Below are 18,326 nucleotides of genomic sequence, written 5' to 3'. Positions count from 1 at the left end.
CTCTCAACCGACCCGCAGCGCCGCGGTCACGGACGCCGGGGTGACGGGGACGACCGACGCGGGTGTCGGTGCGGGTGCGGGCGCGGAGAACGGCGGGTCCACCGTGATGCGGGTCACCGCGAGCGGCGCGACCAGTGTGCGGAGCGCGGGCTCGGCCAGCCTGATCCACGCCTGCTCGGCGCCGAGCGTCGCGGTCAGCCGCCGCACCGAGGTGAAGCCGACAGCCGTCCGGCTGCCCAGGGGAGTGCGGAAGATGCGTACCGCGTGTCCCGACGGTCCCAGCCGGACCGGGACGAAGAGAGGTCCGGCCGGGTGCCGATCAGAGGGTTCCGGGTCGTCGCCCAGGATTTCTGCCATGGGATGCCTCCGAGAGGATCCAGTGTGGTTCACATGAGTGCTTGCTCGCCCTGGCCGCGGGGAGGCGGACCAGGGCGCACGGACGACGTTATGCCCGTCCGTCTCGGCCCACCGATGCCTCATGACGCGACGCTGACGGGCAGTGGTCCAACGCTGACGGCTCCCTGACACCGGCAGGAGAGGCGCACGGACCCGCGGTCCTGCCGCCCTTCGCCGGGCCGTGATGTGACGTGGGCCGCTTCCGTTCCCGCGGCTCGTGCGGGGGTGGTGTGCCCGTTGCGCGATCGGCGCTTCAGTGTCCGTTGCCCGTGCCGGGCGAGCGGGCGGGCGGGCGGCGCATCGCCTCCCGCCGCTCAGTGGCGCTACGGCGTCGGGGGTGCGGCTCGCCGCTCAGTGGGGGTGTGGTTCGTCGCGGTGCGTGGGACCGTGCGGCTCCTCGCAGTGACCGGCCTCGTCGGCCCGCTCCCCGGGACGGGTGACCTGGAGGACGGCCTCGGCGGCGTGGTCGACCTGCAGAGTGGTGTGGGTGATGCCGTAGTCGTGGCGCAGCAGTCCCTCCAGGTCGCGGCGGACGGCGTGGCAGTCGCCGTTCGGGTCGACCAGGACGTGCGCAGACAGCGCCGGCTGCCCCGAGGTGATCTGCCAGACGTGCAGATCGTGGACCTCGACGACGGTCGGCCGGGCGACGAGCGTGTCGCCGAGCAGGTTCGGATCGACGTCGGCGGGGGCGGCCTCCAGAAAGATCCGGCCGGACTCGCGCAGCAGCCCGTATCCGGCCTTCGCCATCAACGCGACGACGACGAGCGTGGCGATGGCGTCGGCGCGCGCGAAGCCGGTGAGCAGCACGACCAGGGCGGCGACGGCCGTGCCGATGAACGCGAACAGGTCGTTGAGGATGTGCTGGTAGGCCCCCTCGACGTTGAGCGAGGTGCGGTTGGCCCTGGAGATGCACCAGGTCGCGGCGATGTTCACGGCGATCCCGGCGAGCGCGGTGGCGAGCATCAGCCCGCCCGCCACGTCTGCGGGCGTGATCAGCCGGCGCACCGCCTCATAGGCCAGCCAGGCACCGAGCAGCAGCAGTGTCAGGCCGTTGGCCTGCGCGGAAAGGATCTCGGCCCGCTTGAGACCGTAGGTGAAGCCACCGCGCGCCGGGCGGGCGGCGAGCCGCATGGCGACGAGTGCGAGCACGATGGAGGCGGCGTCGCTGAGCATGTGCGCGGCGTCCGAGATCAGTGCCAGGGAACTCGCGATGACGCCCACGACGACCTCGGCGGCCATGAACACCGTGATCAGGGCGAGTGCGATGGCCAGCCAGCGGCGGTCGGCATGCGCCGCCACCCCATGGGAGTGGCCCGCGTGCCCGCCCGCGGCGTGGCCGTGTGCCGCGCCGTGGCCGTGCGCCGCGCCGTGGTCGTGCGCCGCACTCCGGTCGACTTCGTGCTCGCTCATCTCGGGTGCCTTCCCCCTCTGCGCGACGGATGCCCGACTCGCAGTGAAACCCATGGCCGGGGGAAACGCCAAAGACTGCACCGGTGACCGTTGTCATGTCCGTTAATCATCCTCTGACCTGCAAAGACATCGGCCGGTCGAGGTAGCTGGGACACCTCGCCCGCCGTGCCGCGGAAGCGGATACGCCCGCACGGCGCACGGAGCGCCGTCAGGAGATACGGAGGTCCGGCGGCGCCGTTCACCCGATGCGGTGATCGGACAGATGTACTCATCGACGCGTCGAGCCCAGCCCCGGTGGGCTTCCGGGGCTGATCGACGGCGCCCGGCACGGCACCCGGCCACTGACCGGAAGCACGCCCGGCACGCCTCCTCCGCACTATGCGCACATGATCGACTACCTTGTGTGCTCATGGTGGCTTGGTCGGTACGTCGCGAGCGCCGGCCCGCTCCCAGGACCGCGGCCGCACTGGTGGTGCTGCTCAGCGCGCTGGTCCACCTGCTCGGCTGCGCCCACGGCCCGGCGCTCGCGGGATCCGTCCGGGCCGACACCCCCCTCCTCGTCGCCGCGGTGTGCGACCGGACCTGCGCACCCGACGCCGTATCGGCCACGCGGACGGCGCCCGCTCCCGGGGGCGAGCAGCCGCACTGCCAGGACGCGGACGAACCGACGGTCCAGCCGCCCCGCGGCATCGCCCCGCCGGTCCCCGCCGTGGACGGCACCGCGCCCGCCGTCGCGGACCAGGACAGGTCCCCCGCCCCGAGGACGGGCCCGCCCGACGGGCCGGCCCCCGGACCGGCCACGGACGGCCGGTCCAGAGCCCGTCTGGGCGTGTGGCGGTCCTGACCGGCCCGTGAGCCGCCCGGACGCGCGGTGCGGCAGTGCCCGCCGCGCGGACGTGCGCCGCCGGTCGTCCCCTTTTTCCTTCCGACCACAGTGGCCGGCACACACCCGTGTGCCCCGGCCGCGGGAGAAGCACGCCCATGAACCAGCACGACGGCACCACGGTGCCGCACTCCCCCACGCCGCCCTCCCCCGACCCACACCGTCCCGAACCGCCCTGCCCCGACCCGCGCGATCCCGTGCGGGCGGCCTCCGTACCGCTCTCCCCCGTACCGCACCATCCGGTCCTGCGCCGTTCCGTCCCGCGTCTTCAGGTGCCGCGTTACCCCGCCGGGCTGCTCGCCGCCGCCAGACATCCGCAGCACACCCCCGCCGGACTCGTCGGCGACACCCCGGTCCTGTGGATCGGTGAGCCCTTCACCGCCGCCGGGCGCGGCTTCTGGGCCAAGCTCGAAGGCCACAACCCCGGCGGCATCAAGGACCGCACCGCCCTCTACATGGTCGACGCCGCCCGCGCGAGGGGCCGGCTGCGGCCCGGTGCCCGCATCGTCGAGTCCACCTCGGGCACCCTCGGCCTGGGTCTGGCCCTGGCGGGCGCGGCGTACGGTCACCCGGTCACCGTGGTCTCCGACCCCGGCATGGAGCCGCTGCTGACGGGCCTGCTCACCGCCTACGGAGCCGAGGTCGACCTGGTCACCGGCCCGCACCCGGAAGGCGGCTGGCAGCAGGCCCGCCGCGACCGGGTGGGCGAGATCCTCGCCGACCTGCCCGGCGCCTGGTGCCCGGACCAGTACCACAACCCCGACAACGTGGCCGCCTACGCCCCGCTCGCCCACGAACTCGTCGCCCAGCTCGGCCGCATCGACACGCTGGTGGTCTCCGTCGGCACCGGCGGCCACTCCGCGGGCATCGCCTCCGTGCTGCGCGGCTACTTCCCGCGGCTGCGCGTGGTCGGCGTGGACGCCACCGGCTCCACCATCTTCGGCCAGCCCGCGGCACCGCGGCTGATGCGCGGCCTGGGCAGCAGCATCTTTCCGCGCAACGTCGCCTACGGCCTCTTCGACGAGGTGCACTGGGTCGCCGCGCCCGAGGCGGTGTGGGCCGCCCGTCATCTGGCCCGGCACCACTACGCCACCGGCGGCTGGAGCGTGGGCGCGGTCGCGCTGGTCGCCCGCTGGCTGGCCGGCGTCCTGCCCGCCGAGGACCGTGTCGCCGCCGTCTTCCCCGACGGGCCGCAGCGCTACGTCGGTACCGTCTTCGACGACGCCTACTGCCGGCGTCACGGTCTGCTCGGCCGGCCGCCCGCCGACGAGCCGGACGAGATCGGCGACAGCGGCGACCGGGCCGTCACCCGCTGGACGCGCTGCGCCCGCGTCACCGACCCGCTCGCCGGCCCCGGCGCACCCCAGCTCTCGGGGGCCGCGCGATGAGGCACCTCTGGCGGCAGACCCGCTCCTTCCCGCCCGCCGCACAGCTGTTGATGGCCAATCAGTTCGCCATCAACCTCGGCTTCTACATGCTCATGCCCTACCTGGCCGTCCATCTGTCGGGGGCGCTCGGTCTCGCCGCCTGGGCGGTCGGGCTGGTGCTGGGCGTGCGCAACTTCTCCCAGCAGGGCATGTTCCTCATCGGCGGCACCCTCGCCGACCGTTACGGCTACAAGGCCCCCATCCTGGCCGGCTGTCTGCTGCGCACGCTCGGTTTCGGACTGCTCGGCTGGGTCGACGGCCTGCCCGCCCTGGTCGTCGCGTCCGCCGCGACGGGTTTCGCGGGCGCCCTGTTCAATCCCGCCGTGCGGGCCTATCTGGCCACCGAGGCGGGCGAACGCCGCGTGGACGCCTTCGCCACCTTCAACGTCTACTACCAGGCGGGCATGCTGCTCGGCCCGCTCGTGGGACTCGCCCTGCTGGCGGCCGATTTCAGGGTCGTCGGCACGGCGGCCGCTGCCGTCTTCGCCGCGCTGACCCTGCTCCAGTGGTACGCGCTGCCGGCCCGGCACGACTCCGCGGCCGGCCCCGGCGAGCGGGCGAGTGTGCCGGCCCAGTGGCGCACGGTCGTGGCCAACCGGCCCTTCCTGCTGTTCGCCGTCGCCATGATCGGGTCGTACGTCCTGACGTTCCAGGTCTATCTCGCCCTCCCGCTGGCCGCCGCCGACGCCCTGGGCGCGGACGGAACGGCGGTGACCAGCGGTCTGTTCGTGGTGTCGGCCGCCGTCGCCGTCATGGGCCAACTCCGGCTCACCGGCTGGGCCAAGCGCCGCTGGAGCGCCCATGAGGCGCTGGTGCGCGGGCTCACGGCGATGGGGCTCGCCTTCGTTCCGCTGGCGCTCGTCCCGCACCGGGCGGCGGCCGTCGTCGCCGCACTGGTGACCGCGGTCGTCCTGTTGGCGGCCGGCGGCGCGGTGGTCTACCCGTTCGAGATGGACACCGTCGTCTCGCTCTCCGGCGACCGCTTGGTCGCCACCCACTACGGCCTCTACAACACCGTGTCCGGTCTGGGCATCACCCTCGGCAACCTCGCCACCGGCGTCCTGTGGGACTTCGCCGTGCGGCACGACGCCCTCTGGCTGACCTGGGGCGCCCTGGCCTCGACGGGCCTCGCGTGCGCCGCCTCGATCGCCGCGCTCGCACGCACCGGGCGGCTGACCGTCCAGCCACGGCAGGGTGTGACGGCCTGATCGTCCCGGCTGTGAGGTCCCGGGCCGCGCGGCCCGGGACCTCCGCCCCGGGAACCACGACCGGAGGCAGTGAACGGTGCGGTGCCGGTCCCGAACAAAATCGTTGTGGCCGCCCGGCACCCCTGCTGTACGGTCCTGCCCATGGGTCTCTGCATGGCAATGACGCGGATCCGTCGCTCCTAGCGGCGGCAAGCGACCTCGACGGCACGCTCCGCCGCTTCCAGCACGTCAACTGCTGGGCGGCGCTCCCCGCGCCGCCCGGGCTTCCCGATCGACGCCCGGAGCGAACCAACCGTGCCCACCTACCGTCACGGCCGACACGAGTTCGGCCAGAACTTCCTCACCGACGACAGCGTGATCGACGCGATCGTCGATCTCGTCTCCCGTACCGACGGACCGATCGTCGAGATCGGTCCCGGCAGCGGGGCCCTGACACTGCCGCTCCAGACGTTGGGGCGGCCCATCACCGCGGTCGAAGTGGACCGGCGGCAGGCGCGCTCGCTGAGCGGGCGGGTCGATCACCGTACGACCACGGTCGTCCACGAGGACTTCCTGCGCTACCGCTGCTCGCGCCGGCCTCGCGCCATGCCTACCAGGGGTTCGTGCACGCCGTCTTCACCGGCCGCGGGCACGGCCTGCGCCAGATCCTGCCGCGGCTCGCCCCGCCGCACAGCGCGGACGCCGTCCGGCGCTGGCTCGCCGCACAGCATTTCGGCAGTACGCCGTTGCCGCGCGACCTGTCCGCCCGGCAGTGGGCGGAGTTGTTCGCGGTCGTCCGTCGACTGCCGCCGGACCACGGGTAGTCCAGCGGCAGGACGGGTCCGCCGGGGGTGCGGTGCGCGGTGTGCGGCCCGGACCGGCTCAGAGGGCGGCCAGCCAGTCCGCCACCGCGCCGGGGCGCCCGAAGCGGTGTGTCGCCAGCGGCGCGAACCGGGGGTCACGGGTGCGGCGTTCGACCTCCTGGTGGCGGGCCGTGTGCTGGGACCAGGCCCACCAGGCGGGGTGCTGCCGGCTCAGCCAGTCGGACCAGGTCTCCCGGTTGCCGCCGTAGAGCGCCTCCCGGGTCACCGTCCGCCGGATGGACCGGCGCAGGATACGGGGCATGACGACCCTTCTCGGGTAGTCGAGCCAGATGACGGTGTCCGCCCGTTCCCACAGCAGGTCGCGTACTTCCGGATAGCCGAGCGAGTCGAAGATCCAGCCGGGTCCGGCGGTCAGCGCCGCCACGTCGTCGGTCAGGGTGGGGTTCACGGACCAGCCGGGGCCGTCGAAGTACAGTGCGTCCATCTCGTGGTAAGGGAGGTCGAGACGGCTGCTCAACGCCCGAGCAAGGGTGGATTTGCCCGCACCTGTGACACCTACCACCAAGATCCGTTCCATGGAGGTGCACCCTACCGCCGCCGCGGCGGCGGCCCCCGGGGCGGACCGGTCCGGTACCGGCCGACGGCAGCGCACGCCCGACGGCTGCGGTGCCGCGGCGCCGGTGCGACCCGCCGCCCGGCGCCCATCCGCCGGTCTCGTCCAACGCCTTGGTGCCCGCCCCGTCCGACGTCGTGACGGCCGCCGCCCGGAACGTCGCCCCAGTGGCGGGGATCCGTGCGCGGGCGCACACCGTACGGCCGGCACCCCCGTGGCTAGCGCAGCGCGCTGCGCGGTGGACGCTCGCGGAGGGCGCCGTATCCGATGAAGTAGGCGGGCAGTCGGCTCACCAGGCGCGACGAGGCCAACAGGCCGGCCACGCGCCGGGCCCGCCGCACGTCGCCCATGGGCGGTCGCCCTTGCAGCACGGGGGCGATGAGGTGGGCATGGGCCAGGCGCTGGAGCCGCTGGGTGGCGACCGTGGTGGGACGGCGGCGGCGCTGGATGCCACGCACGTCGTGCAGGCCCACGTGCCCGCGGCGCAGCGGTCCCACCAGATGCCGCGCCGCGGCCACGGCGTCCTGCACGGCGAGGTTGATGCCGATGCCGAAGACCGGGGACATCGCGTGCGCGGCGTCGCCGATGCACAGCAGCCCGGGGCGGTGCCAGCGGCGCAGCCCGTCCTGGTGCACGTCGAGGAGCTTGACCTGGTCCCATGAGCGCAGCCGGTCCGTGCGGTCCGCGATCCAGGGGACGGCTGCGGCGTACTGGGCGCGGAAGCGGTCGAGGCCGGCGGCCCGGCGCCGGGCGTCGGAGCCCTTGGGGATGATCGTGGCGCACTGCCAGTAGTCCCCGCGGTCGATCATCGCCGTCAGGAACCGCTCGCCCGCGGCGCCGATGAAGCCGCAGGGGTCCCCTTCCTGCCGCGGCAGCCGGAACCACCAGGCGTCCATCGGGCAGTGGTAGCGACGCAGGCCCAACTCCGGCCGGGAGCGGGCGAGTGAGGAGCGGCCGTCGCAGGCCACGGTGAGCAGGGCGCGCAGTTCTCCGGTCCGGCCGTCCTCGGTGCGGTAGCGCACTCCCGTCACCCGGCCGCGTGCCACCAGGAAGGAGGTGGCCTCGGTGCCCATCCGCAGGTGGAAGGCGGGTTCGCGCCGGGCCTCGTCGGCGAGGAGGTCCAGGAGGTCCCACTGCGGCACCATCGCCACGTAGTTGTACGGGCCGGGCAGCACCGACAGGTCGGCGACGGTGATCTGCGGGCGGCCCGACTCCGCGGGCAGTTGGACGGTGCGCAGCCGGCGCTGCGGCAGCCGGGCGAACTTCTCGGCCAGGCCCAGATCGTCCAGGAGCGCCAGCGTCGAGGGGTGCACGGTGTCGCCGCGGAAGTCGCGCAGGAAGTCGTCGTGCTTCTCCAGGACCGTCACGTCGACGCCGGACCGGGCCAGCAGCAGGGCGAGCACCATGCCCGCGGGGCCACCGCCCACGACACAACACGTGGTCCGTTCCATCACGGCCCTGCCTTTCCGGAGAGCAGTAATTCATCGTAATTCATCATCCAATGAATAGAATACCCGCCGGGCCGCCGCTCGGCAGTCGGAACGGGACACCGAAGCGAGTTCGGCCGGAACCGGCCACACGGAGCCGCCCGGTCCGCCCAGGGCGCGGGGCCGACTCGACGCCACGGGTCCGGCACCCGCTCACCTGCATGACGATCACGCATACCGACCGTGCCGAACTTTCGTTGGACTCATGGACCGGGTGTTCCTAGCGTGGCAGTCATGAGTGCTTCGCGCATCGCCCTCGTCACGGGCGCCAACCAGGGGCTCGGCCGCGCCCTCGTCGAGGGACTGGCCGCCCGCCTGACCCCCGCCGACCTGGTACTGCTCACCGGCCGCGACCCGGAGCGCGTGGCGGACGCCGCCCGCGAGATCGCCCGGTCGCCCGGCGGTCGCGCCCGGGTCGAGGGACGGGTCCTGGACGTCACGGACACCGACGCCATCGCCCGCCTCGCCGACGAACTCGCGGCGCGGTACGGCGGGATCGACATCGTCGTCTCCAACGCGGTCGCCCGGCTGCTGCCCGACGAGTCGCAGGCGGAGCGTGCCGACGAGTTCATCGACGTGTCCAACACCGCCACCCACGCCGTGCTGCGCTCCTTCGGCCCCGTACTGCGCCCGCGCGGCCGGCTGATCGTCGTCGCCAGTTCCCTGGGCACCCTCGGCCACCTGGATCCGCGGCTGCGCCACCTGTTCGACGGCGCGAGCCTCGACCAGGTCGAGTACGCCGTCGAGTCCTGGCGCAGCGCCGTCCACCACGGGACCGCGGCGGAGGCCGGCTGGCCGCGCTGGCTGAACGTGCCCTCGAAGGTGGCCCAGGTCGCCGCCGTCCGCGCGGTGGCCGACGAGCGCCGTACGCACGACCTGGCCACCGGCACCCTGATCGCGGCCGTGTGCCCCGGCATGGTCGACACCCCCACCTCGCGCCCCTGGTTCAGCGACTTCAGCCAGGCGAAGTCGCCCGCCGATGCCGCCGAACCGGTCCTCGACCTGATCTTCGCCGAACACGTCGACCCCGCCCTCTACGGGCAGTTGGTCCGCTTCGGCAAGGCCCTGCCCTGGCACGACGGCACCCCTTTGGGGGAGCAGGACCGGATGCTCACCCCCTGACCGCACGGCCGACCCACACGCCTCAGCACACAGCACCGCAGGAGTTCACCCATGAGCGTCATCACCACCCCGTTCGGTTTCGCCAGCACGGCCGCCGAGGTGGCGGCGGGCATCGACCTCACCGGCCGCCAGGCACTGGTCACCGGCGCCTCCTCCGGCCTCGGGGCCGAGACGGCGCGCGCGCTGGCCGCCGCCGGCGCGGCGGTCACCCTGGCCGTGCGGGACGTGGCGGCGGGCGAGCGGATCGCCAAGGACATCACTGCGACGACCGGCAACCAGCAGGTGCGGGTCGCCCGTCTGGACCTGACGGATCCCGCGTCGGCCGACGCCCTCGCGGCCGGCTGGCAGGGCCCGCTGCACATCCTGGTCAACAACGCCGGTGTCATGGCCTGCCCCGAGCGGTACACCGAGCAGGGCTGGGAGTGGCAGTTCGCCACCAACCACCTCGGTCACTTCGCCCTGGCCACCGCCCTGCACGACGCGCTGGCCGCCGCCGGCGCCGCCCGGATCGTCGTCGTCAGCTCCACCGGTCACCAGCAGTCCCCCATCGTCTGGGACGACATCAACTTCGCCTTCCGCCCGTACGACGCGTGGCTCGCCTACGGTCAGTCCAAGACCGCCAACGTCCTCTTCGCGGTGGAGGCGACCCGCCGGTGGGCCGCGGACAACATCACCGCCAATGCCCTGATGCCGGGTGCCATCTACACCAACCTCCAGCGTCACACCGGCGGCCGGGGCAGCGGCCGGGTCCCGGCGGAACTGATCAAGACGGTGGAACAGGGTGCCGCCACCTCCGTCCTGCTGGCCACCTCGCCCCTGCTGGACGGCGTCGGCGGCCGCTACTTCAGCGACTGCAACGAGAGCGAGGTCGTCGACCGGCGCACCGGCACCCTCCACGGCGTGGCCCGCTACGCCGTCGACCCCGCGGGCGCCCGGCGTCTGTGGACGGTCTCCGAGGAGTTGCTCGGCCGTCGCGACCGGTCCGCCTGAGTCCCCGCGGGCCCCGCCGAATCCCCGCGGGCCCCGCCGAATCCCCGCAGGCCCCGCCGAATCCCCGCGAGCCCCGCCGAGTTCACGCGGGCCGGCCTTGGGTCACAGGGTGCCGGCCCGCCACCGGGCCTCCTCCGCGCCGAGGTCCGCCTCGCACGGCACCCGGGCGCGTACGGCGTCGAGCCAGTCCAGCAGGAGCCCGCCGACCGCCTCGTCGAGGTGGGCCCCGCTCGTCCCGGCGCTCCGGGCCAGCAGCGACAGCAGCCGGGCCGCGAGCGGGTCGTCCCGGTCGCAGGTCCCGCACAGCGCCGTCTCCTTGCATCCGCCGACCCGTGCCCCGGCGCGGTTGCGCCAGGTGTGCGGGTGCCGGACGACGAGGGCCACCGGGGCCGCACACCGGGGGCAGGGCGGGGTCCGCGAGATCCGCAGCTCGACCGGGACCGCCCGGCCCGCCCGTGGTGTCACGCGACCCCCGTCCAGGCTTCGGCGCCGAAGGTGCCCTTGACGTCGGAGGCGAGGGTGGCGGCGTTCACCCTGGCCTGGAGGGCGTAGACCGTGGTCCCGCGCACGCCGCGCACGCTGAGGTGGACGGGGGTGTCGCCCGGATGCTCGGTGAGGATGCGTTTCAGCTCGCTCACCAGGCGGACGGTGATCCGGTGGGCGGGCAGCGCCAGGCGGACCGGCGGCCGGCCGCCGTGCTCGGCCGCGGCGACGTCCAGCACGCCCAGTTCCCTGCCGAAGACGTTCAGGGTGCCGTCGCGGTCCTCGATCCGGCCAGTGACCGAGATGACGTGGTCCTCGGCCAGTGCGTGCTGCACCAACTGGTACGCGGCCGGGAAGAACAGCACCTCGACGGCCGCGTCCCGGTCCATGAGCTGTACGACGGCCCACGCGTTGCCCTGTTTGGTCACCTTCCGCTGGACGCCGGTGATGAGCCCCGCGAGCCGCACCTCCCCCGAGGTGCGGCCGGAGGCGAGCAGTTCGGCGATGGTGCAGTCGCGCGCCGCGGCGAGGATGTGCTCGGCACCGTCCAGCGGGTGGGCGGAGACGTACAGACCGAGCATCTCGCGTTCGGTGGACAGCAGTTGCCGGCGGGGCCACTCCGTGTCGTCGACGGGCAGGTCGAGGCCGAAGGACGGGGCGCCGCCCGCCTCGCCGCCGAGTCCGGCGAAGAGGTCGTCCTGCCCGTGGCTCGCCGCCTTCTTCACCGGGATGATCGCGTCGACGGCATCCTCGTGGACGGCGGTCAGGCCCTTGCGGGAATGCCCCAGGCTGTCGAACGCACCGGCTTTGATCAGGGATTCCACGGCGCGCTTGGTCAACGCGGGCAGTTCGGCCTTGTGCAGGAAGTCGGCGAAGGAGGTGAACCTCCCCTTCCGGCGGCGGGCGTCGATGACGGCCTCGATGACGCCGTCGCCGACGTTGCGCACGGACCGCAGGCCGAAGCGCACGTCGTCGCCCACGGCGGTGAACTCGGCGACGGATGCGTTCATGTCGGGCTGGAGCACACGGACGCCGTTCCTGCGGGCGTCGGCAAGATAGACGGCGGCCTTGTCCTTGTCGTCGCCCACCGAGGTGAGCAGGGCGGCCATGTACTCGGCCGGATAGTTCGCCTTGAGGTAGGCGGTCCAGTAGGAGACGAGTCCATAGCCGGCGGTGTGGGACTTGTTGAAGGCGTAGCCGGAGAACGGCAGCATCACGTCCCACAGCGCCTTGACCGCCTCGTCGGAGAAGCCGTTCGCCCGCATGCCGCCGTGGAACTTCTCCCATTCCGCGGCCAGGACCTCGGGTTTCTTCTTGCCCATGGCGCGGCGCAGCATGTCCGCGCCGCCCAGGGTGTAGCCGGCCAGTTGCCGGGCGATGGCCATGATCTGTTCCTGGTAGACGAGCAGGTGGTGGGTGGAGCCGAGGATCGGGTCCAGGGCCTCCTTCAGCTCCGGGTGGATGGGGGTGGGTTCCTGTCTGCCGTTCTGGCGCAGCGCGTAGTTGGTGTGTGCGTTGGCCGCCATGGGACCGGGCCGGTAGAGGGCGTTGGCCGCGGCGATGTCCTCGAACCGGGTGGGCGCCATCAGCTTCAGCAGGGCCCGCATGCCGCCGCCGTCGAGCTGGAAGACGCCGAGGGTGTTGGCCTCGGCGAGCAGCCGGTAGGTCCTGGCGTCGTCCAGGGGGATGACGACGGTGGCGGGGTCGCCGTCCATCGGGTCGACGGTGGCGAGGCTGACGCCCCGGTTCTCACGGATGTTCTCGATGGCCTGGTCGATGACGCCCAGGTTGCGCAGTCCCAGGAAGTCCATCTTGATCAGGCCCATGGCCTCGCACGACGGGTAGTCGAACCCGGTGATCCGGGCGCCGTCGGAGGCACGCAGGTGGAGCGGGATCCGGTCGGTCAGCTCCGTCTTGGACAGGATCACCGCCGCGGCGTGCACACCGGTGCCGCGGGTCAGCCCCTCCACCCCGCGGGCGGTGTCGACCACCCGCCGCACATCGGGTTCGGCGTCGTACATCCGGCGGATCTCCCCGGCCTCCGCGAACCGGGGGTGGGACGGGTCGAAGAGGGCGTCCAGCGGGACGGACTTGCCGTTCTGGTCGGGCGGGAGCGCCTTGGTGATCCGCTCGCCGTGGGAGAACGGATAGCCCAGGATGCGGGAGGAGTCCTTGATCGCGTTCTTGGCCTTGATCTTGCCGAACGTGTTGACCAGGGCCGTGTACCCGTCGCCGTACTTCTCGATGACGTAGCGGACCATGTGGTCGCGTCGGCGGTCGTCGAAGTCGAGGTCGACGTCCGGCGGGTTGATCCGCTCGGGGTTCAGGAACCGCTCGAACAGCAGGCCGTGTTCCAGCGGGCAGAGTTCGGTGATGCGGGTGGCGTAGGCGACGAGGGAACCGGTGGCCGAGCCGCGGCCGGGTCCGAGCGGGATCCCGCCTGCGCGGGCGTGGCGGCAGATGTCCGCGACGACCAGGAAGTACGAGCTGAAGCCCATGGGGCCGATGACCGCCATCTCGGTCTCGAACCGGTCGAGGACGTGCCGCGGCACGGGGTCTCCGTAGCGTGTGACCAGCCCCTTGTGGACCTCCTTGCGCAGCCAGGACTCCTGGGTCTCGCCCGGCGGCACATCGGGGAACCGCGGCATCTCGTCGACGTGGTCGAAGACCTCGTCGTAGGACTCGATGCGTTCGGCGATCAGCAGGGTGTTGTCGCAGGCCCGCGGCAGCTCCGCGAACAGTTCGCGCATCTCGGCGGCCGATTTCAGGTAGTAGCCGGAGCCGTTGAAGCGGAACCGCCCGGGGGCGTCCTTGTTCTTGCCGACGCCGATGCACAGCAGGTTGTCGTGGGCGTCGGCCTGGTCCTCGGTGACGTAGTGGGCGTCGTTGGTGGCGAGGAGCGGGAGGTCCAGTTCCGCGGCCAGGCGGATGAGGTCCGCGCGGACGTCCCGCTCGATGGCCAGGCCGTGGTCCATCAGTTCCAGGAAGTAGTTCTCCCGGCCGAAGATCTCCTGGTAGGCCGCCGCGGCGGCCCTCGCCTCCTCGTACTGGCCGAGGCGCAGCCGGGTCTGCACCTCTCCCGAGGGGCAGCCGGTGGTGGCGATGACGCCCTCCGGCCGACGGGCGATCAGGTCGCGGTCCATGCGCGGCTTGCCGGCCGGGAACTGGCCCTCGTAACTGGCCTGGGTGCTGAGCCAGAACAGGTTGCGCAGCCCCTGGGCGGTGCGGGCCCACATGGTCATGTGCGTGAACCGGCCGCCGCCGGAGACGTCCTTCGAGCCCTCCCCGTCGTCGCTCACGGCGCGCCGGCCGCCGGGCCCCCAGAACTCCTGCTTCCGGTTGAACCGGGACGAGGGCGCCACGTACGCCTCGATGCCGATGATCGGCCTGATGCCGTCGAAGTCCTCGGCGACCCGCGCGAACTCGTGCGCGCCGAACATGTTCCCGTGGTCGCTCATGGCGATCGCGGGCATCCCCTGCCGGCTCACCTCGGCGAACATCGGCCGGAGCTTCTGCGCGCCGTCGAGCATCGAGTACTCGGTGTGGTTGTGCAGGTGTACGAAGGAGTCCGGCACGGGTCAGTCATCTCCGCATCGAAGGAGGTCGGGTGAGCGAGGCCACGAAGGTCGGCGGGCATACACAACCAATAGTTGTTCAATGACGGTGTTCAGGGATCTCGGCCCGGTGATCTGCGCGACAAATATTCTGGACAGGTCCATCAAAGCGAGCCTCGGGGCGTCGGATCAAACAACCTCGCACCGGCGAGTCACAACTGACTGTTGTGCTACTAGGGTGGGCGATGTGGACCTCAACGCTGTACGCACCTTCGTCGCGGTCGCGGAATCAGGACAGTTCCAGCGGGCGGCCGTCGATCTGTCCCTCACCCAGCAGGCGGTCTCCAAGCGCATCGCGTCGCTGGAGAACGAACTCGGGGTGCTGCTGTTCACCCGCACGGCCCGCGGAGCCCGGCTCACCGTCGACGGACAGGTGTTCCTGCCGCACGCCCGCGATCTCCTGCACGCCCAGGACCGAGCGACCGCCGCCGTCAGTCCCGGCCGGCGTGCGCTGCGCGTCGACGTGGTCGGCCGCCGGCTGTCGCTTGCGGGTCTGCTGCGCGACTTCCACCGGGCGCATCCCGGCATCGCCCTCGACGTCATGACTCTCTTCGACGCGGACACGGCCGTCGCCGCCCTCCGGTCGGGCACCATCGACGCCACCTTCCGCGCCGTCGGCATGCCGGGTCTGCGGCTGCCCGACGACGTCGAGGCCGTACCGGTCTACGACGAACCGCTCCAGTTGCTCACCGGCCCCGCCCACGAGTTCGCGACCGCCACCGCGCTGACTCCCGCGCAGTTGGCGGGCCGCCGCATCTGGATGCCCGGCAACGTCCCCGGCACGGAGTGGACCGCGTACTACGACGCGCTGGCCGCCGAGTTCGGCCCGGCCATCGAGACGGCCGGACCCGACTTCGGCATCGAGGCCCTGCTCGACACGATCGCGGCGTCCACGACGCTGGCGACCTTCCTCAGCGAGCGGACGCCCCTGGTCTGGCCGGCCGGTTACGAACTGCGGCGCATCCCGCTGCACCGCCCCACCCCGGTCTACCCGCACTCACTCCTCTGGCACCGCCGCAACGGGCACCCCGCCCTCGCCGCGCTGCGCGACCACTTGGCCGCCGGGCGGCCGAACCGTCCCGGCACCGGCGTCTGGACGCCGCGGTGGGCCCGGCACCACCCGCCGCGGCAGGCGGCCGACCGCCGGGGTCCGGAGCCCCGCTGACCGGTGACTCAGCTCCCGGCCGCCCCGGCGGCCTCGTCGACGCGCTCCGCCGCCCAGGCCAGGAAGGCCCGTACCTCGGGGGCGGGCAGGGGTAGCGCGGACGCGCGCGGGCGCTCGAAGCTGCGCGCCGCGGCTTCGACGAGCGGCCGGAACTCCTCGGCGACCGCGGCGATCTCCCGCGCCGCCCGGCGCTTGGCCGCCCAGTTGCCGGTGCGGCAGAACACCACCGAACGGCAGCCGTTGAGGACCCGGTTGTCCGCGAGGTGGCCCTCGCCGTCGCTGTGCTCCCGCAGGGAGGCACGGATCGCGGCGAGCAGGTCCGACCGCCGCGGCGCGGCGATCGCCTCGCGGGCCGGGCGGCCGTACAGCGTCAGCCCGCGCTGGTGGGCGACGGAGCGGTCGATGACATACCAGAAGGACGGGGACCGTGCGGCGTCGAAGCACGCCTTGCCGGGCAGCAACGCGCCGGTGTTCAGGTCCAGCAGGTATCCGGCCCCGGCGGCCGGTGCGGCGACGCGATCCGCCGCGTAGACCACCAGTTCCAGCCCCGTCGCCGGGCAGGGCAGGCATGGGTGGGCGAGGGCTGACGCCAGCTCGCGCGGGCACCGCTCCGGCAGCGCCGGGTCGACCACGACGGTGATGTCGACGTCACTGCGCCCGTGCCGGTAGTCGCCCAGCGCCAGGGAGCCGACCGCGACGACACTCACCAGCCGGGGTCCGCACACCGCGCCGGTGCGCCGGACGAGTTCCGCCAGGTAGGCGCGGACCTCGGCGGGGACGGCGCGCGGCTCTGCGAGCGTATGGATCACACGGCCAGTATCCAGGCCGTCCGCCGTCCCGCCGTGCCGTGCCGCGGCGGGTCACCCGGTCGAGTTGGTCCGGGCAAATCCCTGAGCGGCCGGCTCACCGTTCACGGGCCCGTAACCCTGCGGCGTTCGCCGTCACACCTGCCCTGCCGATGTTGGGTACGGCACCGGCGCCCGCACGCGGTCCGTACAGCCTCACCGGCGCCCGCACGCGGTCCGTACAGAAAGTTGTTCACCCCATGCCCAGCAGCTGCTCGCCGAGGAGTCCGCGGACGGCGTGGACGCGCCGGTGTGCGTGGCACGACTCCTCGGCGCCACGGCCCGTTGAACCCGGCGCACCGCACCGGGGCCCGTTTCGCGGCGTCCGGGCCACGGACGCCGTCCGACTGCGAACAGGATCGCCTCATGACCCCTACACCCGACTCCCCCGACGCGGCGCTCACCGCGGCCGCCGAGGCCGCGCACACCGCCTATGCCCAGGCCCGCGCCACCCATGACCGGGCCGCGCTCGCCGAGACCGTCGACGAGGGCGCGGACGGCACCCCGACCATGCGGATCGACCGCATCGTCGAGGACGCCGTGCTGCGCGCGCTGGAGCCCCACCACGTCAACGTCCTGTCCGAGGAGAGCGGCTGGATCGACAAGGGCAGTGAGGTCTCCCTGGTCATCGACCCGCTGGACGGCTCGGCGAACGGGGCGGCCGGGGTTCCGCTGACCGCGTTCGCCGGGGCCGTCGCGATCGCCGGTGAGTTCACCGAGGCGTACACGGTGTGGCTGGACACCGGCCGGTCCTGGTGGGCGCACCGCGACGTGCCGACGCCGTACCGCACCTCGGGACGCACGGAGCTGGCCGGTGCCGCGCTGTCGCTGCTGCGTCCGCACACCGCCGAGCCGGGCCCGGCCGCGGCCTGGTGGGCAGCGGCCTCTCGGGCCGCGCGGGTGCGCATCCTGTCCACCACCTGCCTGGAGGCGGCCCTGGTCGCGGAGGGCGCCACCGACGCCTTCGCGGACGCCTGTTCGGACACGCACCGGCTCGTCGACCTGGCCGCCGCGGCGGTGATGGTGACCCGGGCCGGCGGCGCGGTGCTGGACGTGCGGGGCCGGCCGCTGGAGTTCGACACCGATCTGACCCGCCGCTGGTCGGGGGTGGTGGCGGCGACGCCGGAGCTGGGACGGGAACTGGCGGACACCCTCCGTACGGCGGCGGACGCGGCGACGGCCCGGTCCTGATCCGCGGCGGCCGGCGCGGCTCCGGCCGGACGGCGCGCGGGTCGGCTGATCGTGCGCGGCGACCGGGAGGACATGACCACCGGCATCGCCCTCGACCTGGCCGGGGACCGCTGGGCCGCCTGACCGCGCCGGTCGGACCGGGCGGCGCCGGGGCCGTCCGGTCCGAGCCGGCGCGGTCACGTCCCGCAGCCGGTCCCGGTACGTTCCACCAGGTCCTTGAGCCGGGCCAGGTCGGCGGCGACCATGTCGGCGTCCCGCTGGAACTCGGCGTCGCTCATGCCCGGCCGGCGGCGCAGGGTGAACACCACCTCGCTGCCGGTGCCGTCCGGGATCACGCGGAGCGGGTTGTGGACGGTCTCCCCCGAGGGCAGCGTGACGTCGTGGTCGAGGACGCCCAGGTCGTTGGCGGGCACGAAGGCCACCACGACGCGGCCCATCGGGGAGGACGGTGCGACCCACCGGCCGTCCGTCTCCTCGATGGACTCGCCCAGCCCGCGTGCCCACGCGGGCAGGTTGGCCGGGTTCGAGGCGTAGGCGTAGACGTCCGCCACGGGACGGTCGACGTGGATGCCGAGGTGACGGGATTCCCCGCGGATGTGCTCCATGGCAGCGACCGTAGCGGGCCGGCGGACGGTCTTCTTGAACGAATCGGACCGGCCGGCCCGCGGGCGCCGGCCCGCGGTCCGTGC

General features: G+C 73.1%; 15 protein-coding genes and 1 pseudogene. 8 read left to right on the top strand and 8 right to left on the bottom strand.

Annotation, left to right across the window (positions count from 1 at the left end; all coding sequences use genetic code 11):
• Positions 1-3: 3 nt before the first annotated feature.
• Positions 4-357, bottom strand: coding sequence for an SAV_915 family protein (locus tag ACFC09_RS06865; RefSeq protein WP_376524538.1), 354 nt, complete (start codon positions 355-357; stop codon positions 4-6).
• A gap of 390 nt (positions 358-747) precedes the next feature.
• Positions 748-1,806, bottom strand: coding sequence for a cation diffusion facilitator family transporter (locus ACFC09_RS06860; protein ID WP_376524536.1), 1,059 nt, complete (start codon positions 1,804-1,806; stop codon positions 748-750).
• A gap of 409 nt (positions 1,807-2,215) precedes the next feature.
• Between ACFC09_RS06860 and ACFC09_RS06855 the strand changes: the two genes are divergently transcribed.
• The 4 genes and pseudogenes from ACFC09_RS06855 to ACFC09_RS06840 all read left to right on the top strand — a co-directional run bounded on the left by ACFC09_RS06855 (position 2,216) and on the right by ACFC09_RS06840 (position 6,127).
• Positions 2,216-2,650 (top strand): hypothetical protein, encoded by a 435-nt coding sequence (locus tag ACFC09_RS06855; protein WP_376524535.1) that lies wholly within the window; start codon positions 2,216-2,218, stop codon positions 2,648-2,650.
• A 137-nt stretch (positions 2,651-2,787) separates the two neighbouring features.
• The gene (locus ACFC09_RS06850) at positions 2,788-4,077 is read left to right on the top strand and encodes a PLP-dependent cysteine synthase family protein (protein ID WP_376524533.1); all 1,290 of its coding nucleotides are present in this window, start codon (positions 2,788-2,790) and stop codon (positions 4,075-4,077) included.
• Positions 4,074-5,324 (top strand): MFS transporter, encoded by a 1,251-nt coding sequence (locus tag ACFC09_RS06845; protein ID WP_376524531.1) that lies wholly within the window; start codon positions 4,074-4,076, stop codon positions 5,322-5,324. Before ACFC09_RS06850 ends, ACFC09_RS06845 begins: the two co-directional genes overlap by 4 nt.
• A 294-nt stretch (positions 5,325-5,618) precedes the next feature.
• Positions 5,619-6,127 (top strand): annotated as a pseudogene (locus tag ACFC09_RS06840) (rRNA adenine N-6-methyltransferase family protein).
• Between the two features lie 58 nt (positions 6,128-6,185).
• Here the strand turns inward: ACFC09_RS06840 and ACFC09_RS06835 are convergent.
• Together ACFC09_RS06835 and ACFC09_RS06830 are read right to left on the bottom strand one after the other, a co-directional pair.
• Positions 6,186-6,704, bottom strand: coding sequence for an adenylate kinase (locus tag ACFC09_RS06835; RefSeq protein ID WP_376524530.1), 519 nt, complete (start codon positions 6,702-6,704; stop codon positions 6,186-6,188).
• Positions 6,705-6,958: 254 nt separating this feature from the next.
• Positions 6,959-8,191: an FAD-dependent oxidoreductase gene (locus tag ACFC09_RS06830; protein ID WP_376524528.1), complete on the bottom strand. Its 1,233-nt coding sequence runs from the start codon at positions 8,189-8,191 to the stop codon at positions 6,959-6,961.
• Positions 8,192-8,461: 270 nt separating this feature from the next.
• Here ACFC09_RS06830 and ACFC09_RS06825 point away from each other — a divergent pair, with 270 nt between their 5' ends.
• Positions 8,462-9,349, top strand: a complete 888-nt coding sequence (locus ACFC09_RS06825; RefSeq protein WP_376524526.1) for an SDR family NAD(P)-dependent oxidoreductase — start codon at positions 8,462-8,464, stop codon at positions 9,347-9,349.
• 51 nt (positions 9,350-9,400) lie between these two features.
• Entirely contained in the window at positions 9,401-10,339 is a 939-nt protein-coding gene (locus tag ACFC09_RS06820) for an SDR family NAD(P)-dependent oxidoreductase (RefSeq protein WP_376524524.1), read from the top strand.
• A 102-nt stretch (positions 10,340-10,441) separates the two neighbouring features.
• Here the strand turns inward: ACFC09_RS06820 and ACFC09_RS06815 are convergent, their stop codons facing one another.
• Positions 10,442-10,804, bottom strand: a complete 363-nt coding sequence (locus ACFC09_RS06815; RefSeq protein ID WP_376524523.1) for a DUF6300 family protein — start codon at positions 10,802-10,804, stop codon at positions 10,442-10,444.
• On the bottom strand, positions 10,801-14,397 hold the full coding sequence (dnaE, locus tag ACFC09_RS06810) for a DNA polymerase III subunit alpha (protein ID WP_376524522.1): 3,597 nt from the start codon (positions 14,395-14,397) through the stop codon (positions 10,801-10,803). The genes ACFC09_RS06815 and dnaE overlap by 4 nt, the downstream gene beginning before the upstream one ends.
• A gap of 226 nt (positions 14,398-14,623) precedes the next feature.
• On the opposite strand from dnaE, the gene ACFC09_RS06805 reads away from it, so the two are divergent.
• Complete coding sequence (locus ACFC09_RS06805; protein ID WP_376524521.1) at positions 14,624-15,601, top strand: LysR family transcriptional regulator; 978 nt, start codon at positions 14,624-14,626, stop codon at positions 15,599-15,601.
• Between the two features lie 8 nt (positions 15,602-15,609).
• Here the strand turns inward: ACFC09_RS06805 and ACFC09_RS06800 are convergent, their stop codons facing one another.
• The gene (locus ACFC09_RS06800; protein WP_376524520.1) at positions 15,610-16,410 is read right to left on the bottom strand and encodes an aminoglycoside adenylyltransferase domain-containing protein; all 801 of its coding nucleotides are present in this window, start codon (positions 16,408-16,410) and stop codon (positions 15,610-15,612) included.
• A gap of 402 nt (positions 16,411-16,812) precedes the next feature.
• Between ACFC09_RS06800 and ACFC09_RS06795 the strand changes: the two genes are divergently transcribed.
• The gene (locus ACFC09_RS06795) at positions 16,813-17,637 is read left to right on the top strand and encodes an inositol monophosphatase family protein (RefSeq protein WP_376524518.1); all 825 of its coding nucleotides are present in this window, start codon (positions 16,813-16,815) and stop codon (positions 17,635-17,637) included.
• Between the two features lie 176 nt (positions 17,638-17,813).
• Here the strand turns inward: ACFC09_RS06795 and ACFC09_RS06790 are convergent, their stop codons facing one another.
• Positions 17,814-18,242, bottom strand: a complete 429-nt coding sequence (locus tag ACFC09_RS06790; protein WP_376524517.1) for an SRPBCC family protein — start codon at positions 18,240-18,242, stop codon at positions 17,814-17,816.
• Between the last annotated feature and the right edge of the window lie 84 nt (positions 18,243-18,326).

The sequence above is a fragment of the Streptomyces sp. NPDC056161 genome (genome assembly GCF_042268025.1).
Taxonomy (GTDB): Bacteria; Actinomycetota; Actinomycetes; order Streptomycetales; family Streptomycetaceae; genus Streptomyces.
Note: the sequence above shows the minus strand (reverse complement) of the source record. Positions and strands in the feature narration are given on the sequence as shown.